15 protein-coding genes are annotated in these 25,800 nt (G+C 59.9%); 8 read left to right on the forward strand and 7 right to left on the reverse strand.

Translation table 11 applies throughout. The annotated features are described in order from the left end of the window. Positions 1 to 137 precede the first annotated feature (137 nt). The 5 genes from drmB to QM596_RS28730 all read right to left on the reverse strand — a co-directional run bounded on the left by drmB (position 138) and on the right by QM596_RS28730 (position 12,886). Positions 138 to 1,973, reverse strand: coding sequence for an MrfA Zn-binding domain-containing protein (drmB, locus tag QM596_RS28710; protein WP_283310500.1), 1,836 nt, complete (start codon positions 1,971 to 1,973; stop codon positions 138 to 140). Then, on the reverse strand, positions 1,960 to 5,145 hold the full coding sequence (locus QM596_RS28715; protein WP_283310501.1) for a helicase-related protein: 3,186 nt from the start codon (positions 5,143 to 5,145) through the stop codon (positions 1,960 to 1,962). The genes drmB and QM596_RS28715 overlap by 14 nt, the downstream gene beginning before the upstream one ends. Then, positions 5,142 to 6,662 carry an NERD domain-containing protein gene (locus QM596_RS28720; protein WP_283310502.1) on the reverse strand — a complete coding sequence of 507 codons (1,521 nt, stop codon included), beginning with the start codon at positions 6,660 to 6,662 and terminating at the stop codon, positions 5,142 to 5,144. The genes QM596_RS28715 and QM596_RS28720 overlap by 4 nt, the downstream gene beginning before the upstream one ends. Further along, positions 6,659 to 11,389 (reverse strand): DEAD/DEAH box helicase, encoded by a 4,731-nt coding sequence (locus QM596_RS28725; protein ID WP_283310503.1) that lies wholly within the window; start codon positions 11,387 to 11,389, stop codon positions 6,659 to 6,661. Before QM596_RS28725 ends, QM596_RS28720 begins: the two co-directional genes overlap by 4 nt. 303 nt (positions 11,390 to 11,692) lie before the next feature. Continuing rightward, positions 11,693 to 12,886 carry a DNA cytosine methyltransferase gene (locus QM596_RS28730; protein WP_349307333.1) on the reverse strand — a complete coding sequence of 398 codons (1,194 nt, stop codon included), beginning with the start codon at positions 12,884 to 12,886 and terminating at the stop codon, positions 11,693 to 11,695. Between the two features lie 573 nt (positions 12,887 to 13,459). Between QM596_RS28730 and QM596_RS28735 the strand changes: the two genes are divergently transcribed. Next, complete coding sequence (locus QM596_RS28735; protein ID WP_283310506.1) at positions 13,460 to 14,680, forward strand: DNA cytosine methyltransferase; 1,221 nt, start codon at positions 13,460 to 13,462, stop codon at positions 14,678 to 14,680. Then, on the forward strand, positions 14,677 to 15,435 hold the full coding sequence (locus QM596_RS29835) for a hypothetical protein (RefSeq protein WP_502943452.1): 759 nt from the start codon (positions 14,677 to 14,679) through the stop codon (positions 15,433 to 15,435). Before QM596_RS28735 ends, QM596_RS29835 begins: the two co-directional genes overlap by 4 nt. Positions 15,436 to 16,521: 1,086 nt before the next feature. Here the strand turns inward: QM596_RS29835 and QM596_RS28740 are convergent. After that, on the reverse strand, positions 16,522 to 17,004 hold the full coding sequence (locus QM596_RS28740; protein ID WP_283310507.1) for an IS110 family transposase: 483 nt from the start codon (positions 17,002 to 17,004) through the stop codon (positions 16,522 to 16,524). Between the two features lie 611 nt (positions 17,005 to 17,615). Here QM596_RS28740 and QM596_RS28745 point away from each other — a divergent pair. Beyond that, the gene (locus tag QM596_RS28745) at positions 17,616 to 17,831 is read left to right on the forward strand and encodes a hypothetical protein (protein WP_283310509.1); all 216 of its coding nucleotides are present in this window, start codon (positions 17,616 to 17,618) and stop codon (positions 17,829 to 17,831) included. A gap of 346 nt (positions 17,832 to 18,177) precedes the next feature. Here the strand turns inward: QM596_RS28745 and QM596_RS28750 are convergent, their stop codons facing one another. After that, complete coding sequence (locus QM596_RS28750; protein ID WP_283310510.1) at positions 18,178 to 18,297, reverse strand: hypothetical protein; 120 nt, start codon at positions 18,295 to 18,297, stop codon at positions 18,178 to 18,180. A gap of 253 nt (positions 18,298 to 18,550) precedes the next feature. On the opposite strand from QM596_RS28750, the gene QM596_RS28755 reads away from it, so the two are divergent. Genes QM596_RS28755 through QM596_RS28775 form a run of 5 tightly spaced genes read left to right on the forward strand, consistent with a single transcriptional unit; the run spans position 18,551 to position 25,695 of the window. Beyond that, positions 18,551 to 21,154 (forward strand): Z1 domain-containing protein, encoded by a 2,604-nt coding sequence (locus QM596_RS28755; RefSeq protein ID WP_283310511.1) that lies wholly within the window; start codon positions 18,551 to 18,553, stop codon positions 21,152 to 21,154. Next, positions 21,151 to 22,143, forward strand: a complete 993-nt coding sequence (locus tag QM596_RS28760; protein ID WP_283310513.1) for a PD-(D/E)XK motif protein — start codon at positions 21,151 to 21,153, stop codon at positions 22,141 to 22,143. The genes QM596_RS28755 and QM596_RS28760 overlap by 4 nt, the downstream gene beginning before the upstream one ends. Next, the gene (locus QM596_RS28765) at positions 22,140 to 24,014 is read left to right on the forward strand and encodes a hypothetical protein (protein WP_283310515.1); all 1,875 of its coding nucleotides are present in this window, start codon (positions 22,140 to 22,142) and stop codon (positions 24,012 to 24,014) included. The genes QM596_RS28760 and QM596_RS28765 overlap by 4 nt, the downstream gene beginning before the upstream one ends. Then, entirely contained in the window at positions 24,011 to 24,904 is an 894-nt protein-coding gene (locus tag QM596_RS28770) for a hypothetical protein (protein WP_283310516.1), read from the forward strand. The genes QM596_RS28765 and QM596_RS28770 overlap by 4 nt, the downstream gene beginning before the upstream one ends. Next, complete coding sequence (locus tag QM596_RS28775) at positions 24,901 to 25,695, forward strand: DUF6339 family protein (RefSeq protein ID WP_283310517.1); 795 nt, start codon at positions 24,901 to 24,903, stop codon at positions 25,693 to 25,695. Before QM596_RS28770 ends, QM596_RS28775 begins: the two co-directional genes overlap by 4 nt. Positions 25,696 to 25,800: the final 105 nt, after the last annotated feature.

Consider the following 25,800-nt stretch of genomic DNA (forward strand, 5'->3'; position numbering starts at 1 on the left):
GGCGAGTGCACCTCGGTGCGATGCGCGCGCTGTGAGGTGCGTGATGTATTAAAGGGATCGACGACACCGAGCCAGTACCGTCACGGTCTCCCCTTGACGACAATTGGCATGGGATGTCTGACGCGTACAGTCTGCGATTAAGAAGAGTCGGTACCCAAGTCCATTCGCCCGGACGTGAACTGCCGGATCTCTGGAAGAACGCCGTCCATCAGTCCTTTCACGTCACTTCCACCAAGTACAAGCTGCCGGTCCAGGAGCCGATTTCCGCTTTCGCATGAGGTTTCACTTATCAGAGAACAACCGTGGCACGCCGAGAGATTTAGTTGAGAAGCCCCCTGCCGATCACTCTCAATACAGACTGGATCGTTGGAGCAGAAGTCTGCGTCCTCGAGTGCAGACACAAGTAGCGGGACCAATTTTTCAGGGTCTCCCAGTCTGACAAGTCCGCCGAGTGTTCCCTGCGCGTCTCCCGCTGCGGTATAGATCAGGATTCCAGCTGTCTTGTCGGCACGATCGGTGTTCGCGTAGATGCGCTCCTGCAGGGAGGCAGACGCGTAGCCACTCGCAAACGCCAGTCGCCGAATTATTAGATGCGACAGGGTGTGCAGAGCAACATATCTCGGTTCAGGCACGTCCAGCCGGTTGCCCCACTCAGTGTTGTTCCTCCGCATTTTCAAGATGCCTGCGCGGGCCTGCACTTCAGGTTGCGCCTCCCATTTGGCTAGTTGGCTCTCGTCGAACCGCAGGAATATTCCTTCTCCGAAGAGTTCGATTGCTGGAAAGGTGGGATGACGCCACTGATCTGGCCCCAGGTCCACATTTACTAGAGCTGCATCTGCATTGTGGCGGCGAAACCCTCGAAGCGCTCGGACTTCGCGAACGCGACGTACCTGTCCGATGCCATCTATCTTGCTTAGGAGGCTTTGAGGGCCTGCGACACCTCGGAGGCTTCGTCCGTCAACGACAAAGTCGCTTCCTGTGCGGTCGCGTCCACCGTCAAGTTTCTTTGCGAATGCCGCCCACTCACCGTCTTTCAGATCGAGCAGCATTTCGTCCGCACTGGTCTCGTTACCTGCCGCGACTGTCAGGACTTGCTCTGTCGTCACTCCGAGTTCATCGGCGATCCACCCGGCTACTATCTCGGTCTGCGGTCCACCGTTGTCAGCCACAACCTTCTCGAAGTACACGTGACCTCGAATCTTGTCCGCCGCTTCTACTGACTGCGGACGTTCTTCGGGGATGTCGAGAGCCGAGATTCTCTCTGCGATGTAATTGCCTGTCGCCCCCCGCTGGACGGCGACGAGCTGGTGTTGGCAGGGTTTCTTCACCGAGCCTTCCGGTTCCCATGGCTGGCGCCCGGCGCACCGGATACCGTCTCGATGCAAGGCGCCCTTCGTAACAAGCTCCGCCAAAGATCGGGAGTTCCCGCAGCCGTTGCACGTCACCACTAACGCCGCGAGGCCTTCACCGAGATTCGACAGCTTTAAGAATCTGAGCGCCTTGTAGTCACGGCAAAAGCGGACACCTTCGTCCAAGCTCGCATCACGCCCCCTGTGCGCCCACTGGAACCAGTTGATGTCCTGGAGATGGCTGCCCTTCTCGCATATAGTCACATAGCGCATCGGCACCAGCAAGCCACCGCACTCGCACGCGTTACTCCACTTACCCTTCTTCTTCCCTGTGAGCTTCGAGAGCTTGTCGCAGCGCTCGCAGAACCTCCAAGCGGGAAAGCGCCAGTACAGCAACGCGGGGGTATCTTTGCCAGCCCGGCCTGCGTGGGTGGGTGGCTGCTTCAGGACACCAGAGCCAAGGCGGGCCATCAACCGATCACAGCTGACCTCTTGCGCGAACTTCTTGTCCCACCACGATGTATCGGGCACCAAGAGGGATTCGTTCCGAATATCGACAATCGATCCGACACCGAATGGCGAGATTGTCTCGGAGAGACGTAGGTCATGCTTAATTTTCTCCACGGCGCACCTCCTCCAGCAGCTGGGGTTCTTGAACCTCGACAGCAACATTGGGCTCAACTGATCTCATCGAGTCACCGACGAGCCATCCCTCACCGGGCTGACCGAATCGTTTCAACAAAGCTGCCTGGCCTTGCTTCGTGCGCTCGTAATACAGAGATTCTCTCGACTCACGAGTCTGTGCTGCCCGGCGATCCCAGTCGTTCAGCAGGCTCCACACGGCGCCCTGCGTCTCCTCAGCTTCGAGGGGTTCCTCACGAGACACGTACCCGAGGAACTGTTCGACGACTCGTCTGATCGCGGACCCTATCTTGTCGTCCTCGAGGCTAAGTCGACCTGCCGCTCCGTTATCCGCAAGAGGGACGAACGAATGGCGCAACAGTGCGGTGAGCGCACCGGCTAGTGAACGGTCGCGCGAGGCCAGCGACCAGGGCGTCACGCTTGTGGGCTCTACACTGCGGTAGAGGGCCTCGTGGTAACCACGGAAAGTCTCGAAATGCGATCGATCGCGCGCCCGGCTTGATCTGAAGAGTGTCACGACGACTCCCCTCGTACCCCCACGCCCGACGCGACTAGTTGCCTGGATGTACTCGGCTGTGGTCTTCGGCTGTCCTACCATGAGCATCAAAGCCAGCCGGGGAATATCGATACCCACGGAGAGCATGTTCGATGAAAGAACCACATCGACAACGTCTTGCGACTCATCCGCACTGACTTGGAGCGCCCGCAGATCATTCGGGAGCTCGTCCGGGCCCCGGCGGCTCGTCAGTTCCAGAACCTTCTCCGCTCTGACTCGTCTTGGTTGCAAACCGAGCCGATCAGCGCGAGCTTCAAGCCTGCCGTTTACGTCGTCAACGACAAGCGTTCCCGTACGACCAAGCTCACGGAGGCTGTTGTGGTACATGACCAGCGTCCAGTACGCGTCGCGCAACACTGCAGCTGGGGTCTTGCTGGAGAGTACCTCCGGAATCTCCAACATCGGAGTAGCCGCCGCGATGACGGCCGACGGTTGGGAGACCGACTGTGGCATCAGGCCAACATAGAGGCGCCCTTCTCCACTTTCCACCGGTCGAGAAAAGAAGGTGCGATCGTCGTCGAGCCCGGATGGCGGGTACAGCGCAACCTTGCGTCCATATAGTCCCTGTACTTGCTCCGGGGACGAACGGATGGTCGCTGTCGACGCGACGATCTTCGGCGGAGTATCGGTACTACTCAGCAACACCTGGATCGCCGCATCGAATACGGCCACTGTGGTTCCGAGTGGCCCCGATAGCAAGTGAAGTTCATCCTGAATGATCATTGAAGGCTGCTTGAAAGTCGTCCCGATTCCGAGCAACTTTCCGGCGTCCGGCTTGAACTGCAATTGCGCAAACTTGTCGACTGTGGCCAGCAAGACGGTGGGCGGGTTGTCATATAAAACGTCGTCGACGACGGCAAGAGGAAGTTCGTCGTTGAACGGGCACGACTCGTCAACACAGTGGAGGAGGACGTCCTTTCCTGCAAGACGCATTCCGTAATCCTGGTGCTTGCTGCTCTTGACCTTCGGGACGATTGGAGTCCTACACCATGGGCAGCTCTCGACCTGGAACTGGTTAGCTTCCTCCGGACGTGCAGCCTTATGAAGTCGTTCGAGAGCACCCTCCGCGCCCTTCGCCCCTGTACGGGTACCTGGGGTGACGTCGTTTCCCACCCAAAGGCCTATCGTGAACGGCGCCATGCCCTTCACACGGTCGTCTGAATTCCGAAGAAGCGTCATCGCGCATATCAGTGCCGCTGCTCGTTGGAACTGCTGAGATGTCAGGAGTCTCAACGTATATCGGGTGATCACGGCAGTGCCTCCACCTGACAGACCGTGGACAAGTCGCCGACGGAAGATGTCGATTGCTGCCAATCCCAGGTATGCTTCAGTTTTGCCACCGCCGGTCGGAAACCAAATCAGATCAACGAGTTCCCTGTCTTTGTGCGTCTCGTCTACGGTGGATGCCAACGAAACGAGTAGGAAGCCGAGCTGGAATGGGCGCCAGCGTGGCTCCTCGATCTGCTTGGGCGGTATCCCACGGTTGACCGAAGGCTGTTGCATCTGTAGGCGCATTGCCGTCATACCGAGGGAAAATGCGGTTCGTAAATCTGAGCTCTTGGGTGCGCGGAGAAGCTTTACCCCTTCCCTCATCCTGCCAACCGAAACGCGGGAACGCTCGGCAATTCTGAGTGCGATAGCGGCGTCTTTACCGAAATGCTCGGCCCGTTCCCTCTGTTTCGAAGACCAGTCGTCGAAGGAGTCAACAAAGGCATCGAGCGAAGAAAGCACAGCATCCGGATTCTCGTCGATCTTCTGAAGGTGTTTCAACTCCAGGGAAGTGAACTCGGGTGTCCCCTCGTCAAACCCAGTGGTCTCAACGTCCGGCACAACGAAAGCTGGCACCGGATCCAGGAAGACCCTCTCGCAACGGCCTTCCGTGAATTCCCAGTTCGCAGCCATTCCATGTCCGACCGCGTAGACCTTCCTTCCGCGGTACCTCAGACGCAGCTCCGCTGCCTCTTGGTCTGTATCGAATGAACGGGTCGTGTCGTACTCCAAGATTTGCGCGTTTGCGGCCGGCGTGACAGTCAGCTCGACTTGGAACAACATCCGAACTATATCGAGTCGGTCGTCCCCGGTTGATTCGGCCAGCTCTCGGGCATGAACCGTTACCAGGTAAGCGCCCTTAACTTCGCGCCAGCGCGAACCGATCTCTACCTGCACTTCTCCCACAGTGAGTGGAATCGGCCCCTCTCCACGCCTGAGAACGAGGTCGGTCACGTCGAATGGACTGCGACGCCAATGCGGAGGCCCATCGGTATCAACAGAAGAATATGTTCCACACGAAAATTCGACTCCCACAGTGTCTCCGTCAGTGACGAAGGAGACGGCTACCGACGACGGGCGCCAGTCCTCCGCCAAGGGAATCCCTGCGCCATCCTCCTCGACGTCTCCCTCAGGAACGTCGGCCATGACCTCGTCATCTTCGTCGCTGCGACGTGTGCCATGCGCTGTGACTTCACTCGGAAACAGCATGCCGACCGCGTATTGCCGGTGAGGAAAATTGAACGTGATCTCGTCGTCCCCAGCCTCCGGTCCTACATAAGACGCGCGTAGATGTTTCAGCACCGCCCGCTGAGCCTGTGTGAGATTCATTTTCCAACCTGCTTTCGAAAAAGGTCTTGAAGTCGCTTCTTGTCCTCCTTGGAAGCGACAATGTGAAGCGAAACGCGGGGCCGCGTAACCGATACATAGAACGCGGCAAGTCCGCGATCGTCGTATTCCTGCGGCAGGTTGCACACGATGACATGCTCCGCTTCGAGGCCTTTCGCGAACCGTGGAGTAGTTACGAGGAATCCGCTCTTGCTTAGTTGCGGCTTGGCGTCCCCGGCTACGTCGATGATCCAGATGCTGTCTCGGCGGGCTCCATTCGTATTTAACTCGCGAGCCACAGTCCCTGCCTCAGCAACCCCTGCCGTGTTCCCTGACGACCACCGCCACCCCACGCGGTCCCCGTGGACAATGCCTGGATCTCCGACGTCAGCACCGAGATACTCCTGGACTACGTGAACGATCGCGCGGGTGTTACGTACGTTCCGGTCAAGGTCGAACTGAAGCGCCTCCTGCCGCATCAACTCGCAGACATCCGGATCGAACTCGCCGTCCACGTGCGCTTGGTTATTGGGATCGAGAAACATCCGCCAGCGTCCTCCGGCGAGGCCGCCGCGTATTACGGAGTCCAGTGCGTCCATCCCCGTGGCATTCATGAGATCTTGCGCTTCGTCGACGAGGACAGCGTCGTACTGCTTGTCATCCGACAGGTCCGCGAATGGACGGAGATCGATGTTTCTCCCCGCGATCAATGGGCCAAAGAAGTCAATCAGAGAAGGCGAGTGAAACGTGATAAGAACCGCCTTCCCCTCACCTGCTTCATGCTTTGCCGCTTCAGCGAGGACCAAGGACTTCCCCGTGCCGGCACCGCCGAAGATGAGCATCCGGGCGTTACGCGCGAGCGCAGCAAGCACTCGAGCCTGGCCTTCGGTCGCGCGGTTCTGTTCCTCGATGACCGCGCCTCGCTGCGCGTCGATTACTGGCATCCGTGTGAACTCACCGAACAAGCGGGCTCGCAGTGTTTCGGACCGGGCAACCTTGACCCCGAAGGGTGGTGTCCTGGCATAGCTCGTGACCTTCCCGAGCGCGTCGGTCATCGACGCGATGTTCATCAGATCCTTTGCCCACCAGTGGCTGCCCTTCCAGTCCACGGCAGGAGGAGGCCCGTCGATATCAGGAGTGACTACAACTGCCTCAGCGGCAAACCATCCAACGCCTTCCTCCTCCAAGATGCTCCGCAATGCATACATTGCCGACTGTGCCTGGGCCATCGGCGATTCACGCAGCTTGTTCCAGTCACCGTGGCGGTTGATGCTGAACCAAACACCATCATGTTTCCTGATGCCACCGCCTTTGACCTCGATGAGGATTACAACACCGTTCCACAGCACGACGAAGTCAGCTTCGCCCTGCTGCTTGACAGCATGGCTTCGCAACCTGACCGAGTGAAAGGCGACTGCGCCGGGAGGCCCATCGACCGACTGCAACAGGCGCGCAAGCTTACGTTCAGCGTTGCTTGGCGCAGCGGCTTCGATGTCCGCCAGGTCCGGTATGAGAATCACGTTCGCTGCTCCCCCCAAAGCTTTTCGTATTCGCGATAACCGAGAAAATCATTGACCGCACCGAAGTTATCCGCGACATCCACGATGAGGCATTCATCGCTGCCGCCGTTCTCAGGACCGCGCAGACCTCGGCCAGCCATCTGAATGTACGCGCTCGGACTGAAAGTCGGCCTTGCGATATATAGCGCTCGGACTCCCGGTGCGTCGAAGCCCTGAATAAGGAGGTCACAGTTCGCAAGGACTTGAATTTTCTTCCGTTTGAAGCTCTCGATTACGTCGCGACGTTGCTGTCGTCCGGTCTGACCGCTGACCGCTGCGGCTTCGATATTTTGATAACGAAGCGTAGCAGCAAGAACCTGCGCAGAAAGGACGCTCGGTGTGAACACAAGGATCGGCCATTCAGGGTCCTGGCTCATAATGTGACTGACGAGCACCCGCATGCGGGCCTGGTCCCGCCCGATGCGGTCCAGCACCTGCGGCTCGAGCTTCCGCATCGAACGTACCTGCGCGAGCTCACTCGGCTTCAAATCGACGTCGATGCCCGTCAGGACCTCATGTTTGACCCGAGAAAGAACACCAATCCCCGACAATTCTTCGTAGGCGTTGTCCTCGAATGCCTTGAGTTTTTGATGGCCAAATCGGGTAGCTAAGTCCTTGGTCGGTTGACTGTCTTCTGCCTTGCCCTTGAATGGCGTCGCAGAAAGCCCTACCAAAGGCCGCTCCCAACTACGGCCGTCCACTCTAAGCCACTTGAGGATTCGCGCATACCTCGCCGATCCGCCCGCACGATGTGCCTCGTCGATAAAGACTGCGGAAGGGCGACTGAGCCACTCGTAATTCGGCCTACCTACCACCGATTCATCCAACTTGGCATCGGTAGCTACCACCACGCTAAATTCGGTATCGGGCTCATGAACAGAGTTACTATCCCAGAGCCGACCGATCGTCATCGGGCGCTCGTCGCCGAGCCCTCGCCAGACGGTGCTGAAGGTCTGCACAGCTTGTTCGCAGAGCTCTTCCGACTGCGCGATCCACAGAACAGTTCCGGCCAGGTGTCCCTGCATGAAAAGCCTCAGCACCGTCTCGGTTGCAACGCGTGTCTTTCCGGCACCCGTTGGGAGCTCAACCATGCCCTTTTGCGCGCGACCCTCCGGATCCTGGAGCGTCAAAACATCGCGTAGCTGCAGACTGAGCCCCGCTTGGAAATCGTGCAAGGGGTTCAGTTTCACCGCCCCGGGGACGACGAATTCGTCATCCTGACGCTGGTTCCGAAGCCCGGCGTAGTCGGCGGCGAAGCCCATCGTTCGAAGCCATTGGATCGCCGGCGCTCCGCCAGCCCATTTAATCGGAACATCGGAGTATCCTTCGTGGCGAAACTGGGCCGCGAGGAGGCTAATCGAATCGGTGCCGTACACGGTTAGAAAGAGCTCGGCGACGGACGTCGAGTCGTTTACCAACTCCTGTTCCTCTAAAGCCTGCCACAGGCCGGTCGGCAAACTCTCTCTCAACGTGTCGTCACCGAAGAAAACCTCAAGTCGCTTCGCGTCGGTAGATGCGGCACGGGCAGCCTGCCGCTGCTCCTCTAACCGTTGGTCGAGGCCGGTCTGAAGCACTCCGCTGAGATCGGCGTTGGAGAGTCTCAGGTCGAACGCCTCATTTACGATCTCCAGAATGCGTCGCTCATCGAGATCGGCCCGAACTACTAGTGCCACCCCATCCATGTGCCACGTAAGCGACTGATCTTCGACGCCGTCCTCCGTGGTCACGCGTTTCACGATCTTCACGGCTTTCGACACAGTCCCATGCATCACCTCGCTGTACGCAAAGGTCGAACGAATTCCGGTATATAGGTCAATAACTGGCTCAGTATCCTGCTGCCCTTCAATGAGCATCGAGAAGGAGAAACTCTCCTCGAACCGACGGCATCCGACAATCTGGACGAGGAGCTCGATCTGTCCTTGATCGGCCTGAAGATACGGCCGGTGCCTCAAACCAAGAAATGCACGCTCCTCGTCTGTTGTGGCCACGAAGACCGAGTCAGGCCGCCTGACTTCGATGTTGCGCCCCACCCGCGCGGGAACGAGGGGCGGATGATCATCTGGGTAGGCTAACGGGCTTGCTTCCAGGACGAACGCAGTAAGCGCGCTGTCCTTCATCGGCGAGGATCCGGGTTCGGACTCCAGTGCGTCTTTAACAATGTCGATAGGAATTGCGGCGAGATCTTTTGGCAGGGCGAGAACGTCCTCAACTTGGCGCGGTCCTCGGAAGAGTGGTAGCAAGGCCTCGTATTCGACGAGCGTGGCAGACACGATATCTGCCGGAGACCGATATCCACGCGTCGACTTTAGCAACCCTGCACTCTGAACTGCCCATCGAACTGGCGAAGTAACCTGATAGGTCCGACCGGTGTCGATGTCCTCGCATGTCCATTTCGCCGCGTCATTGAATGCAAGTAACTGCAGCGTCCACGTCTCCCGAGTGTGGTCGGAGGCCGATGAGTTGTGAAGCATAAGCAAGACCGAAAACGGACCCGGTCCCTCGTTTTTGTCGAATTCGATTCGCTCGATTGGACGCTCTCCGGGCCCTAGATTTCGGTTGAGCTCCTCCTTTACATACAAGCTGTAGTCGTCGAAACTGACTTCGTCCTCGATTGAATAGGCCGCCAGTGGTGCATGAATAACTCCTGCGGCATACGCGACTTCTGGAACACACCGACTGCGGTCCAATCGTCGGTCGCGCATGCTGTCGTCAAGTCCTTCGATGTCGAACACTTGCATGGGTGCCGACCAACCACCATCGCACGTCGGAGCCTTAATGCCGCCGGACGTATCACGGTCCACCACAACTCGGGCTTGAGCAACAGGCACATCCAACACCGCATCCCAGAACTTGGAATGCTCGTCCTCGGCCGACCCGATGGACAGCTTGTCCAGCCTGGCTTTCAGAATCGCGAGCGGGTCCAGGTCACTGAACCCAGCCCTCTCTCGGAGCTTCTTTTCGACGCCGGGGATAGCCAAGAAATCCGGGTCGATGAAACTTGCCCCTTCAACGTCGACGTCGTCCAATCGTTTGAGGAAGACACTGACGTTCTCGCTCAATGAACGCATTCCGCTGCTGGTCGGTATGACTTTGGCAGATCTGATCCCCTCTAGTTTGGGATTCAGCAGTACGAAATCGAGAGTCTTCGCAGCAGAGTTCAGGTCCGGGCCCTCTGCCCATTCACGCAACCATGACGAGATTCCCCTCTTGGGAACATTCTCAAGCGCCTTTTTCTCATCCTTCAGACGAGGGTCGATGGTGGATGAGAACCTGTAAATGAAGAGCTGACGTAGTCGCGCGGCACGCTGATTGTTGGCGTAGCACCGCCAGTGCGGGACATCGTCGCCGGTGTTGGGCGACTTGATCCACTCCGCGTGGTTAGCTTCGGACACACCATCGACTGAGAAATCTAAGGGGCGGAGGTCCTCCGGCAAACGTAAGACACCCGTGGAGTCAGGAACCAGCGCCGCTTCACATCCGAGGTATGGGACATGTGCACAAAGGACTTCGTCACCGAACGATTGAATTTCTCGACCACGACCACGAGCGGGCATGTATTCCAAATGCGCAGCGCGGTCGTCGGCGGACGAGACCTTCGGCAGCATGTCGACGAACATGCTCGCGAGGGTCGCAAGAATCTCACGGTTGTATAAATTTTGAAGCAATGTGGTGCGGTCGTCGTTGACACTCCACGGAGCGTTGAAGAGGGCGGATGCAGATGTAGTGTCCTGGAGTGGGAAGTACGACCAGAACTCGCCTGTCCTCATGTGGGCGAAACGCGCAGGCATGGCAACCGTGACTTTCACGCGATCACGCGACACCGCTTCGCCGACCTCGACACGAGCCCCTGTGGTGGGTTCATGCATTCGATTTTCGACATACCAATCATCGTGGTCACCGCTGGGCCGTTCGATACGGAAGGCACCATTGCCGATTTCACGCGATACATGACTTGTAGCAAAATCTTCATCGGTTCCGATGACCCTGAGCCGAATTTCTCGCACCGCGGTGACGAATAGGAGAAACTCGGATCGAAACTCCTCGATCTCCTTCTTCAAATTCTGGGAGTTGGATACGTGTGGGAGCTTGACGATCGTCGTCGCCCACTCTGCCAACTCGGCAAGAACTGAGTCTTCAGCGAACTCCGCCTCGGCATCAACAGGCGTCGGAGTCCTGAGGATTGGGAGCCTTTTCGCACCCGACGCTTCCATCGCGATTGCTGTCTTTGCCTGAAGAGAATTGAACTCGAACGAGATAGACCGGCTGAAAACTTGCGGTGAACCGGTAACTGACAGAACCGATTTGAAACCGAGGCCAAATCGTCCAATCTCGTCGCCACGTTTCCCGCTGAGGTGAGCGTGAGCGATCGAGATCAGGCCATTCCGAGAGAAGGGACGGCCGGCGTTTGCGCAGTACAGAGTCTTACTTTTGAGATCGAGGACAATCTCTACCTGTCCTGCTCCCTCTTCGAGCTCGTCAGCGCCCGACATTGCGTCGGCAGCGTTCTGCACCAGCTCGAGAAGGGTGCGGTTGGAGTAGCCTCCTACCCTGATGGACTCCTCATGATTCGCATGCTCGGTAACCAAGTTCGAGTTCGCCCGATATGAATGGATCGCCCGTGAGAACAGCTCTCCAACGTCATGGCTCAACTCTGTGTTGGGCACCCAATCGGAGACATTCAACGCCACGATTGCGCCGCCTCATCCGTCTGCACCGCAGTGCGCTGTTCCGGAATGGTTCTGCCCTCCGTTGTAATTAAGCTTATGGTTTCGGATCGCACCTTTGAGTACTGTGCGCTTCCTTAGACCGGATATCCACTGACCAGCACTTACCACCGAAGTTGAAGTCCTCCACCTTCGGGTCGTCTGTCTTACCCGTCCTGAGTCGCCAACCGTTTATTAGTTGGTTGCCGAACCATACCGCCGGAATCCGACACCCTTGCAATTGTTATACGCCAGAAAGGTCTCATTCGTTACATTCTTGAAAATATGTCACCCTTGCGTAGAGCCCTTGCGGGCGCCGCCAGTGGATCGGTTTGCAGGGGGTCGCGGTTCGGACGGGGAGGGCCCAAGCCAACCGCTTTTGTCGACGCGGTTGAAGAATGATTCGTCTATGGACTCCGTCATCCCCAAAGCAGCCGCCAGAATATGGACCCCGAGACGAGGTGGAATCGCATTTCCGACCTGCTGAGACACGTCGTTTCCGCGCCACGGATAGTCAAGCGGAAATGTCTGAAGGCGACCGGCTTCGGCGTTGGTGAACCGATTGACATCGAATCCACGCTCGTCGACGAGACGATTCCTTGAAACTTTCCCGGTAACAGTAAAGGCCGGCTCATCCGAACGTCGGCGACCACGGGCGCGAGGATTGCCGCCAGTCCCGTAGTTGGACACCACGGAGAACGGATAGTCCCTCGTCGTCTCCAGAGCATTGCCCATCGTGTTCCACGGTCTACGGCCGGTTGGCCCCACTCCCCGCTTTAAACCTTTTCGGTATGGGTGGTGCGAGGGGCTCGGGAGACTGGTTTCTTGTCGGAGCCGGGCAACGAGGATTGCACGACGACGCGTCTGTGGAACTCCGTACTCCTCTGTTTGCAGCACGCTGGTTGCCACACCGTAGCCGAGTCCCTCCAGTACCTCGCCCATTGCTGCCCATACGGGGAGCACGGCCTGCACTTGTTCCAGAATGACTGCTTCATACGGTCGCCCGTCAGCGTGGGCTTGGAGCGCCCACCGGAGGGGCTCGAGTACCAGTCCCGTGCGTTCGTCGTCGAAACCGGCAAGGTCCTTGTCGATGTCCTCCCCGGCCCCCAGCGACTTGACCAGTCGGAGGACTCTATCCAGAGCCAGACGACCCGCACCTGCTCCCGCCACCGTATATGTCTGGCACGGTGGCCCACCGGCGAGGACGCTCGCCTCGGGAAAATCTCGAGAACTGAATGCTCGCACATCGCCTTCACGGGTTACGAGACCTGCTGCTTTTCGAGTCTTACATGCTTCCGAGTCCCACTCGATCCCCACAGTCGGCACATTAAGCCAGTGGGCTGCCACGTCCAGCCCGCCCGGTCCTGCAAAAAGATCCACGATGTGGGGGTTCGCAATCTCAGGCGAGCAGGCGGCAGATGTCATGAGGCCCGATTCTATAAGGTCGCTATGACAGCTCCAGCGACTGTACTCGCTGGCCATTAGGAGTTCCCAAGGCTCAACGGCGCGGAAAGCGTTGCGTCGGATCTGGCCTGTGACCCGGCTCCGTACGTCCGCGCGCCGGATCGTCGGCCTCGACCGTCCCGATTCGCTCGCCGAGCACTTTTTGAGCAGATACTTGTGTCGCTCTCACTCGAAACCGACACAGGAAGTCCTCGCACTCGCCTCTAACCGCGTTTTCCGCGGAACAGAACCGGTGTCGGGGCCGACATGTACGGTTCGCAGTTGTGGAGAATCTGCAGCCCAGTACCTGTGATAGTCGCGGTGTCGATATCTGCTCCGATACAACTGGTTCAGGACATTTCGCAGAGCGCAGCGCCGCGCCGGCCAGTTCAGACAAAACCCGACCTCGCCTACGCGGCGGCGACACGACGCGGATCGCCATCAGGTGTTCCACCCGAACCGTAAACTCCCGTCCACATGGCGAGTCACGATGAGTGACTCGATGAGGCTGAGTCCGCACGTTGACACACCAACGCGGTGCCGAAACCACAACGCACCGAGGGATACAGTTCTATCGTTCGTTTGTTGCCGTACCAAGGTCGAGGGGTTCATGTGAGGCGAGGGAATGATGACAGGTTCTCCGTAGTAGATCTGTTCTCCGGCGGCGGCGGAATGAGCTTCGGCTTTCACTCGCACCCAGCCTTCGAGGTCGTTGGCGCAGCCGATGCCCAACTCGGAAAACCCAGCAGTGCTCGCGGTTCGCTCGCCTGCAATTCGACGTACCAACTAAATATGGGCATCGAACCCGTGGCTGTTGATCTTTCGTCGGTGAGTCCACGCGATCTCAAGAGGGCCCTACGAGTTGAGACTGTGGACGTGCTATCCGCTTGCCCACCCTGCACGGGGTTTACTCGAACGAACTCAAATAATCACTTGGTTGACGACGCTCGAAATAGCCTCGTGCCGAGAGTGGCCTTGTATGCAAAAGCACTTAAACCGTCAGTCATAGTTATGGAAAACGCTCGAGAGTTGCTCACGGGAAACTTCCTCAGCCACTTCAAATCACTTGAGCGTGACCTCGTTAATCTCGGTTACACACTGTCCAATGGTGTCCATACGTTGACAACTTTTGGTTTACCTCAGATCCGCGAACGGGCGTTGATCGTCGCCACCCGTTCGGACGTGGAATCAAAGACGTTGGAAGATCTCTGGGACGGATACCGGGTCTCTCCCGATGCATTAACCGTCCGACGAGCGATTAGCCATCTGTCAAGTCTGGAACCTGGCGAAGTCGACCGGAACGACCCATCACATGTGGCACCGCGTTTCGCAACACAACTGAATCGTGCTCGTATCGCGGCTATCCCCCATGACGGTGGGTCGTGGCGTGACCTACTCGATGGAGGTAGAAAGACTGCAAAGTTTCTCACCCCCGCGATGATGAAGCTGGTCGAGAGAGGGAAGCTTGGTAGCTTCCCCGACGTCTACGGCCGTATGGCGTGGGACAAGCCGGCCCCAACCATCAAACGCGAGTCCGGACACGTGGGCAACGGCCGATATGCCCATCCGGTTGATGACCGGTTATGCAGTCTTCGTGAGTTAGCAATCCTCAACGGCTTCCCAGCTGACTACAAGTTCGGCGGTTCGAGTCTCGCCAACAAGTACCGCCATGTGGGGGATGCAGTTCCGCCCCTGATTAGCTACCAAATTGCATCAGCGGTCGCATGGAGCCTCACAGGTGATCGACCTGCGATCACGGAAATTATTCTGCCTGGTACTTCACTCCGCGCAGCTGACATTCTGCCTGTTAACGCCAATGAAATGGCGGCGTGAAGACGCCTACGAGTCGACGTGAGCTGCACACGAAAATCGACTCGCTCAGCCAGCAAGGCGTGGACGTTGTCACAGGCGTTGTCGATGCAATCCTTTCGCCTGCGCACACCCAACTCCTGCACGACTCATGGCTAACGACTCCGTCATGGGCAGAAGGGTTCCTTGCGCGATTGCGTGCGCATCACGCACTTAGTCGGGAACCGTTGTCCACCACCCAGTTTGAGGCAGCGTTCGAGTCCGCATGCGAATCAGCGGGTTGGTCTGTTGGGTCATCGGCCTCCGCCACTCAGAGATTCTTCGATACCACAATCACTCTGTCCGACGAGCAACCCAAGAGAATCTCACTAAAGGCCTCGTCGGCTACTGGGATGAATAAAAACTGGATTCATATCTCGAAACTGACTGAAGCGGCATGGATCCAGGACACACGAATAAAAACGAAGCGACGGGACAAAATCGTTGAACTATTCAAGGAATACCGAGAAATAACTGATTGTATAATCATGTTGCGAGGCTTCAAGTCTGATCACGCCGTAGACTACGAGCTAATAGAGATACCAACGTCATTATTCGATGCCGTGGACCATCTAGACACAGCAACAGCACAGCTTTCAACGATCCCGATTCCCATGAACATTAAGCCACCTCATCTGAAGATACGAGTCGATCGTTCGGATTCCAAAATAACCCTTACTGGAATTCAGGTGGATATATGCGCCGTTCATGGTCGGTGGAAACTCGAAGCGCAACACTAATCCCCGCACTCCCGCACACTTAGGGCAAAATCTCGTATATAGGTAACAGGCAAGGTACCGCCGATACCACGGTATGGCAGCGCGGGTCCAGACACTCGCATCCATGGTAGGCCTGGCACTGATCTTCGGCAGCGGGATCGCGGCCGCATCGTCGGGTGGACCGGACTCTGGTGGATGCGCCCGCAGATCCGGTCGTGGAGCGAGCCAACCTTCATCTGTCTAGCCAACTGAGACTTCAACCTGCCGCTAGTGCCGTACCTGTCGTAACCGCCGCACCGCTGTCACTCCGTCGGCAGCGGCCGAGATAATTGGACAGTCCGTTGACGCGAAGAGTTGGTAGTTTCAAGCCTCGTCTGCGCGCAATTACTGGTAACGAATTCGAATCAGCTGAACGCCAATTGCTCGATCGACGGGTGGGCAGGATTCTCTGCCTGAATCAGGCTTATGTCCGATTTTGACGCTCATCCCGCTAATCCCATCGCGGCCGGTTCTCGGGTTAAGGTGGTCCAGACCTCCAGACCTCCAGACCTCCAGATCACGGTCCGGCGATACCAAGCCGCGGCTCGGCGTTGTGATCGCGGACTACGCCGCCACCGTCGTCGACAACTCTGACCTTGGGCGGAACTGGGCCGCGGTGTTGCGGTTAGCACGCCCTCGACGACGGCTGTCTGGTCTTCGCCGCCGAGGGTGGCCTCGGACTCGCTCGAATCTTCCCCCGTCTCACCGAGAAAGAATCAAGGAATATAAGTACGCCACTCGTTGATGTCAGCGAGAAAGAAGCTCTTCACAAACCTCAATGTGAATCGCACCGGCGAGTCCGGAGACATTGATGTACCCCGAATTTTCCGGAGTTCGTTTGTTTTACTTCAGGCATTGATGCACCCGAGAGAGGTTCACGATGCCCCGATGTTATCCACCCGAGTTCCGCCGAAAAGTCCTCGACCTGTTGAAGACAGGACGCACGGTCGCCGAGATCGCCTCGGGTCTCGATGTCACCGAACAGACCATCTACAACCGACTACCGCCGCGCCAGTCAGTTCCGGCGGGCGCGTTGGTCTTGACCAATGCGTCGAGAGACTTCGATTGTCAACCAACTCCGCATCGAGCGCCCCGAATTCTCTTGGCCAGCCGCACGGCCTCCGCTCGGCATGTCGCAGCGGTGGCGTCCTCGGACCGAGTGCGCCAGGTCGCAATCGCCGTAATCTGACTGCATGGCAATGATTTTCGTAAATCCACACCAAGTTCAACGGTGCGAACCAAAGCGGTCAACGAATTGACCGCGCGCGTCCGCTCACACGTCATCTGTTCGCGAGCAACCACGAGAGCACGCATCGCCGCTCGCGATCCGTCCGCGCGTGGTCGGTGCAGCCGATCGACGTCGACGGACGGAACCGACCGGGCGATGCGAGCGGCGTCGAGATCGTCGGTCTTACCGACTCCTCGGCGATCCGCTGAACCCATCGTGGAGAGTTCAGCAACCGGGAATCCCGCCAAAAGCACACGGTCGGAGAGCCCAGCTCCGTAGGAGCCAATGCCTTCGACGACCACGAGAGAGGGTTGCTGCCCCACTCGGCATGCAATCCACGTGCGGGCCCGCTCGAGTCCTGCCGGGCTTGCCGGCAAACTTGGCCTATCTTGCTTGTCTTGTCCTGCGCCGCACCGGTTGCGGAGGTCAAGACATACAATGCGTGGTTTGCGGCGTGGGTATCGACCCCGATGACGATCTCGCAGTGATCTTAGGGCGATAGGCATTTCCCGACGGGTGTCCTTTCCGATAGGCGACGTCGTTGTCGCCCATCGGCCCGGAAAGAGCACTTCGAGGCAGGCCTGTAATTGACCACGACCTCGCGGCAACGGGGTCGGGCAGGCTTGAAAATCAAGCCACCGAAGCAAGAGCGGAGCGCCCGTCGCCGCCACAACACTTTGGGCAAACCCCAGCAAGTGCATTCGAAAAAGGAGCAAAGCGATTCACGCGTCACACGGCATTGCAGCGACGACACCTGTCCTGTCAGCCAGCCCCAGGCCGGCCACTACAAACACTTACATGCGGTTCACTGCATGTAGCTCCTAACTGCATAGCTATCAATTTTCAATTCAAGTATTGCACTAGATTGGCACCGCGTGGGGGCCAGCTAGAGTGCCAATGGATGAACGCCAATGAGCACGTCTGATGAAACGCCATGCTGGCGAAAATTTCGGAGCTTACTGAACTTGCGCTTGGCACTTATGCATTCAATCCTGACCGAACCGACGAGGACGCCAACGGCGAAAGGCGGATTCGTCAAGGTGGCTTTGGTGACCGTCAACTCTTCGAACTCGTGCAGAATGCGGCCGACGAGTTGCGCACGGATGAGCATCGCGAAGGCAAGATTCATGCGGTCCCCACCGCGCGCTAACTGCACTGCGCCGACGAAAGATCGCCGATGGCCTCTGAGGGCGTGGGCACGATCCTGCGGATGGGTGTCTCGAAGAAGCGCGGCGGCCGAACGGCATTCTCCTACGACCTTGCGGTTGTCGTCGAAGAGTTGGCCGGGCAACGTGTGCTCTCACCGGTACACCGACACCCGCGAGATCTGACAAAGGGCGGTGACATCTGCCCTGGCCAGCCTGACACCACTACAATGTTTTGCGCGCCAGCCCCTGGCAACCGCCCGATGACAAATCGAAATAACACTGTCTCATAGCTTTTTTCATCATCCAGGTAGGGCCGTACGCTGGAGAACCCCTGCCAGCTGGCCGCTGCTATCGCGTACCTAGCGCTCGCGCGATGGTCCTACCGATGGCGATTCCGAACAGAATCGGCACTGCACTCCCGATCTGTCTCGCGATTGCCGTTTTGGAGCCTACCCAATGGTGGTCCACTGGGAATCCTTGAATTCGCAAAGCCTCGTAGTGCGTAATTGCGCGGTTCTTTCGTCAGGTGCAGGTATCGCCCCTTTTCCGGCTCGAAGAACTCCCTGCGTATTGCCGGGGAAGGACGATCTCAATTTAGGCGGCTCGGCGCCGTTCTATGGACAACTCGGCAATGGCCGAGAACGGGACCTATATTCTTTCCTTCGATGCTGCCACCAAGGTCAGTGTCGATCCTGAAGACACGCATGTCCTTGGAGGGCGAATGGCAACTGACGAGATCTCCGACGAGCAGGTAGAGCAGCTCTACGAGGTGTTCCTCCAGTTCACCGAATCGATGACACCGCACGACGCCGTGAAAAATCTGCGGATGTTCGGCGCGGACGAATCGGTTGTCAAACTGGTGCGCGCGAAACACGACGCCGAGAGCCTACGGATCCGCGAACTCGACGAGCCGCCATCAGTGTTCCTCAACGGGCGCCCCACTTGGTACACGGGACCGGACATGGACAAGGACAAGAACTGGCCCGCCCTCCTGGGGTCGATGCGGAAGAAGGACTTCGGCGAGGAGAACATCCAGTCGGTCGACGAGTCCTCGACGAAGGTCGTCGCTCTGCTCGACCACCCCAAGCAGGACGAATTTCGGACCCGTGGGCTCGTTGTCGGTTTCGTGCAGTCCGGCAAAACCACCAACTTCACCGCAGTGATGGCGAAGGCCGCCGACCGGGGCTACAAACTGTTCATCGTGTTGTCGGGTATCCACAACTCGCTGCGCCGGCAAACCCAGATTCGACTCGTCAATGACCTTGTCGCCTCGAACCCAGGACAGTGGCACCAGGTAACCAGCGAGACCCGAGACTTCGTCCCGCCGCCGAATCCGAAAGCCTTCTTCGCAGCGCAGGGGCAGTGTCTGCTGCTTGTGGTCAAGAAGCACCCCGTTGTCCTCCGAAAGCTCAGCGAGTGGCTCGGCGCGGCCGGGGAGTATCTCGACAAGTGTCCGACGCTGATCATCGACGACGAGGCCGACCAGTCGACGGTCGCCACGCCGAAGATCAACCCGCTGCTCTACGACGTGTTGAACAAGTTTCCGCAAGTCGGCTATGTCGGGTACACGGCGACGCCGTTCGCGAATCTCCTCATCGATCCGTCGGTCGAGGAAGATTTTTACCCCCGGGACTTCATCGTCAACCTGCCCCAGCCCGAGGGTTACCACGGGACCGAGGTGCTCTTCGGTCGTGATCTTCTCGCCGGTGAGGATCCCGAGGATCTCCCCGGTGGCTGGGACATGATCCGGGAGGTCCCAGATGATGAAGTCGACGATCTCAAGCCGAAGAACAAGAAGGAAGCGGCTTACTTCGAGCCGGCGATCACCCACTCTGTCCGTGCTGCGGTGGAGTGGTTCTGGCTGGCGACGGCGGCTCGCAGGGTTCGCGGTGGCGGCAACCCGCATTCCACCATGCTCGTGCACACGACGACCGAGACGCGCGTGCACGAGGGGTTCAAGGAGCCGCTTCTGAATCTTCGTGCTCGGACACTGGGTCGACTGGATGCCGGCGACACGGCGTTCGTGGAGCACCTACGTTCGACGTGGGACCAGGAGACCGCTCGTGTTCCCGCGAGCGACTTCGGCGAGGAGAAGGTGCCTTTCGAGGAGGTGCTCGACGAGCTCCGAAGCGTTATCCGCGATACCCGCGTCATCATCGACAATTACCGCAGCAAGGACCGACTGAACTATGAAGCCGGTCCGGTGACGGCGATCGCCGTCGGCGGCAGCACCCTCTCCCGCGGTCTCACCCTTGAGGGCCTGGTCACAAGTTTGTTCGTCCGGGCGGTGTCTGCCTACGACACGTTGCTGCAGATGGGCCGGTGGTTCGGGTACCGGAACCACTACGCAGATCTACCCCGTATTTGGATGACCGACGAGCTCGCCGGGTGGTTCAAGCACCTCGCTACGGTCGAGGCGGACATGCGGCAGGACATCAACCGGTACATGACGTCCAACGAGACCCCGCTGACCTTCGCCGTCCGTCTTCGCTCGCACCCGAAGTTGAGCATCACGTCCAAGGCGAAGATGACGAGCGCGGTTCTCGCGCACGCCGCGTATGGCGGGCAGCTCGTGGAATCGCGGTACTTCGACGTCTCCGACGCGGGCCGTGAGTGGATGGCCCGTAACGCGGCGGCCGCCCGGGCACTCGTGACGGCCGCCGCCAAGGACGGCGTCCGCTACGAGGAGGTCCGGAAACAGACGGCAGTCTTCGCCGACGTTCCCTATGACCACGTCCAAGACTTCCTACGATCCTATGAATTTCACAAGGAGTCGTCGGACGGCGACAGAGACCGTCTAGTCAGCTACATCACGAAGCGGGTCCGGGCCGGGGCACTGCTCCGCTGGAGCATCGCCGTCATCGGGAACGGCCGGGACGAGACCGAACCCCGCGACATGGGTGGCGGAGTCTCCGTACGGATGGTCAAGCGCGCCCGACTGGGGCAGAAGGGCCAGATCCTCAGCGATGTCGCAGACATCAAGACCCTGAGCAGCCGGCGCGATGAGACCATCGATCTCACCCTCGGCGGCCCAGTACCAGGGAAGCACAACGAGATCCTCGCGCTGCGCCAGAAGCAACGACCCGATCAGGGTCTCCTGCTGATCTATCCGATCGAGCCCGAGTCCAACACCGGTGACAAAGTTGGCCGTCGACCGCTCGCCGCGCCGACCGACGACGTCGTTGTGGGTGTCACCATCCTGTTTCCTGAGCCCCGTCCTGGGAGCCGGGATTCCGACGTCGAGTACTGGAGCGCTGACTTGTCCAATGTCGCGGTTGAGGTCGAGGATGATTCCGTTCTCGAACAGGACGACGAATCCTCGTGACGGTCAACGGTGCTCAGCTCCAGCACCTCTGGACCGCGGTGGCCGCACAGCCGGCGACGAAGGCGTTTCGGACCGCCGAGGTCGGCGTCGACTCCTTCCGAGGATCATTGCTCGCCGCGGTGGACCGCTCAGGCCGACGCACTCTGCTCGTCCCGATCCTCGCGAAGCAAACACTCGAAGAGGACCTCGACGGTCAGGCGGTCGTCCTCCGCAGGCGAGCATTGGAGGACGAGCAGAGCTATCGCACGTATGCGTGCCTGGAGCTGGTCGACGCAAGTCAGGACGACCTGTTCACCGCGCTGTGTGTCAAGATAATTGAGCGGATCGCCGCGCACCCGGACAAGGCCGTGGCCGCGCTCAGGAAAGTTCTCTCCGACTGGAGTGCTCTCCTCGCCGGTGCACGCGAGAAGCTCTCGCCGTCAACGTTGGCCGGGCTGTTCGGTGAGCTGTATGTGCTGCGCGAAATGCTCAGGCAGGACCCGGGCGCAGTGACCTTCTGGACCGGCCCGGAGCGGGCTGCACAGGACTTTCACCTCGGTATCGACGCCGTGGAGGTCAAGACTACGGTAGCGGTGGAGGGGCGTCGAGCGCAGATAAACGGCGCCCAACAACTCGATCTTGCGGCACCGGGACGACTGGTCCTCAGATGGTTCAGACTCGGTACGGGACAGGGGATTTCGGTTCCAGAACTCGTCGATGAGATCGTGGAACTCTCGGACGACCCGCCCGGCTTCCGAAAGCTTCTCCTGGCATACGGCTACCGCGAACCAGAGCGCGAGATCTACGCGCGCCGGTCTTTCGAGGTCCTTGAGCACCGCGCCTTCGAGGTCGGACCAGCCTTCCCACGGGTCGTCGCGGCCAGCTTCGTCGGACATGCGGTGCCCGCCGGCGTCGAGGACATCGGCTATGTCATTGATCTGGACTGCGCACCTGCCGCGGCGGCCCGCATCGACGACGAGGCGCTCGCGCAGTTCATGAGGCAGTCGTGACCACACCGCGGTGGTGGTCCCAGCCCTTCCCTCCGACTGGCGCGATCGCGTCGGAGGGCATCCGTAACCAGCTCGGCAGGCCACCGGTGGACCCGTTGACCGTGTTCGTTCGAGAGACCGCGCAAAACTCATGGGACGCACGGCTTCCCGGACTGCCGACTACCTACCGGATCGAGTTGACGACCGTCTCGCCGACTCACCGGCCCGCATGGGAGCGTCTGCTGACCCCGCCCCCGCAAACCCAGCCGTTCCTTCAGGTCCGTCAGGCCCTGCGGACGCCGAACCTCAGACTGCTGTCGGTAGTCGACCGGGGCACAAAAGGCCTCGGCGGGCCGACCCGCGCGGACGAGCTCGCGCGAGACCGCCGGGATTGGGTCTCATTCGTGCTCAATGTCGGCGAGAAGCGGGACACCTACCAGGGCGGTGGCACGTACGGCTACGGCAAGGCCGTTCTCTATCGGTTGTCCCAGGTCGGGACGATTTTGGTCTACACACGCACCGAGGTTCCCGGTGTCGGCTTGACCTCGCGACTGATCGGCATCGCTCTCGGCGACTCCTACGACAGCCGCGAGCGTGCCGACGCTCAAGCCCGGCCGTACACCGGGCGGCACTGGTGGGGCGACGTCCAGGGTGAGCACGTCGAGCCTCTGGTCGGCAACCACGCGGACAGCATCGCGCGGATGCTCGGACTGCGTCCCTTCGCCGATCATGAGTCGGGCACAACCTTGGTCGTCCTCGATCCTGATCTCGAGGATTTCGACGACACCGAGTCGGCGGCGCAGCACCTCGCCGACACCATCGCCTGGCAGATGTGGCCGACCATGCTTCCGGAGCGGGGAGACCGGCGCCTGATCCCGGAGGTCGTCGCGGGCGGTCGGACGTACGACGTTCCCGATCCGGCAAAGTCATATCCGCTGCGGATGTTCGTCTCCGCTTACCGCCGGCTGCCATCAGATCGGGCGATGACATTGGAATGCAAGAGCCCTCGTAAACCATTGGGTCGCTTCGCGCTCGAAAAGGCCGTCGTTGTTCCCCTCTCGCCAGATTCGGTTCCTTTGGCCGCCAGTTACGCGGGCGTGGACGGGGACCCGCACCATGTGTGCTTGATGCGCTCGCCCGAGCTGGTCGTCCAGTACTACAAAGGCCCCGAACCTGGGTCGGTGAACAAGGCATACGCGGGCGTCTTCCGGGCCGATGATGAGCTCGATGAAGTTTATGCCGCTGCCGAGCCACCGACCCACGACCAATGGGTACACGAGCAGCTGACAGGCCACGCCAAAACCTTCGTGAAGGTCACCTTCACCAGGATCCGAGAACAGCTTTCGGCGTTTCGGACTCCGGCGCCGACCACAACCGCAACCTCGAGTGGAGTCGCGTTGGGCGCCGCGAGCAACTTCCTCGGCGGTCTCGTCGCCGCAGCGTTCGCCGAGGCTGACGGACTTGCCGCCGGCGATGACGGTGACTCCACCGGCGGCGACCGGGGTGGCGGAGACTCCTCCGGAACCGGTCGAGGGGGTCGTTCCTCGTCGAATCCCCGTGATCGAGTTCGCGTCGGCGCCGTCGGTGATCCCCGCGTCGAGGAACGGGACGGTGATGTCGTCGTTGTCCAGAAGTTTGCGGTGACCGGGCCGGGGCCCGTTCGCCTCAGCGCTCGTCTCGCCGTGGCCACTTGGGAGGGCCGCGAGGACGACGCACCGGCCGGAGCAGCACAACCCGCGGTACGCTGCTGGGTGACCTCCGCGGGTGTGGAGCGAGCCGAGGCATGCATCGTCGATAGCCCGTCCGAGGTCGACCTCGTTGTCGATCCGGTGCTGGACACGGTGACCGACATCGCTGTCGTCGGCTCCACCATCGGGGAGGATGCCGCGTGAGTCGGGCATTTCCATTCATCCGCCCACCGGCGGACATCGTTTTAGCAGGACCGTGGTCACGCGCGATCGCCGACGGTACCGAAGAACTTCCGCGGGAACTGCCGGATTGGGACTACGACACAGTCCTCTCGATCCGCCGGCCGATGCAGGTCGACGGCCTGCGCGCGCGTCGACTCAGTGGACTCGCGGACGACGCGGAGATCGACCTCACCGTCCGCTGGGCGGCGTCGAGCTCCGCACTGCGCGGGAGGGCGTGGCGTGCTGGAGTGCCGCCGCGCGACGGGGTCGAGTTGAACGTCGAATTCGACCTCGACGGCGATGAGCTCGGCGGCATCCTCGAACTCAACACCGTCCTCACGTTACGGCGGTCCACCGGAAGTGCCTCGAAGGCATCGGCACGCCGCCCAGGCAGTGTGCTGTGGAACGACACGTTCTCGATCAGGTTGCAAGGCGACGCAGTCCTGTTCCCGCTCGCGATCGCCGATTTCCACGACCTGCCCTATCCGACCAAGGCCAGCTGGTACCTCGAGGTCGGCGAGGATCTTGAGGCTGCCGCACTCGGGTCCATCCTCCTTCTCGCCAACGAGCGGCGGGAGGTCGTAGTCAACGCCCTCGCGCTCGCGGGCTCGCCCACAGACGCCGACCGCCGGGTCCTCTCCGCACTGCGCACCGATGTTCAGCGAACCCTCATCGAGAAAGCTCTAACGCACGAAGACTTCGCCGACGATGTCGAGTACCCAACGGGGTCGCTGGGCGCCCTACTCGCGGCCGTGCTCCGCACGACCTTCCCCGCGTTCACCTTTGAGGCGCTGCGACGAGAACGACTATCTGAGCCCGCGCTGTTCACGAGCCGCATCCAGGACGCGACGAATCTGTTGGCCGCGCCATGACCAGTGTGCTCTACCCACGTCTCCTCGACCGAGCCGCCCGCGAACTGCACCAGCTGCACACGCACGCGACCATTGAACAGCTGCAAGAGCGTGCCGCGTTCGCTCACAGATCCGCGGTGTTCGCAGCGACGGGCGGACGTCGGGTAACCGAGGACGAGCTGCAAGATCTCCGAAATCGAATCGTCAAGGCGGCCGAGAACGCCGGATTCCCGGGCGAAGGTCGGCGTGCGGATCGTGCGAACTTCGACCTGGAGGTGGCCCAGCTCCTCCACGAGCGATCTGGGTTGGTGGCAGCCGAGGCGTCCGTCCGCTCGATCTGGGCCTTCCTCGCCCTCGTGCTACTTCCCGACGTCTCCTACTGGCGCTACCCCAGCCCTCCGTTGGACCGAGTCATCGGCACTGACATCACGCGCCACGTCTGGGGACGCCTGTGGTGGCGCGCCCACCTCCTCGCTCTGCCTGGGCAAGTCGAGCCCTATCGACTCCTCGACGCATTCGGCGAAGCCGCGTTCGACCAGATCTTCGCCCGCCGGAGGTCACTCGGCGGCAGCCGCGCACTCGTTCGGGCACTCGCCGAGACCTGGCCGAACATCGAACGAGGGGGCGTCAACGACCGACAGCTTCTCCGCGACGTACTCAAGCGACTCCTCCGGACGAGCGTGATTGTCGAGTTCGAAGCCCTGGACGAAGACGAGCTACGGAGGCAAGTCGCCGAAGCAGCGGCCGAAACGGTGGCCGTCCTCGCCGAGGACGCACCGCCATCCCGGCGCCGACATGCTCAAAACGACTAGACGGCGCTAGAGTGCACCAGCGGTGCCCGCCACCGGAATTCTGTCCGGCGGTGGTGACGGCCCGGGGGCTGGAAACATTCACCCCACGTGGCCAGAGACTTCGCG

The sequence above is a fragment of the Rhodococcus sp. IEGM 1406 genome (assembly GCF_030056745.1).
Lineage (GTDB): Bacteria > Actinomycetota > Actinomycetes > Mycobacteriales > Mycobacteriaceae > Rhodococcus_F > Rhodococcus_F erythropolis.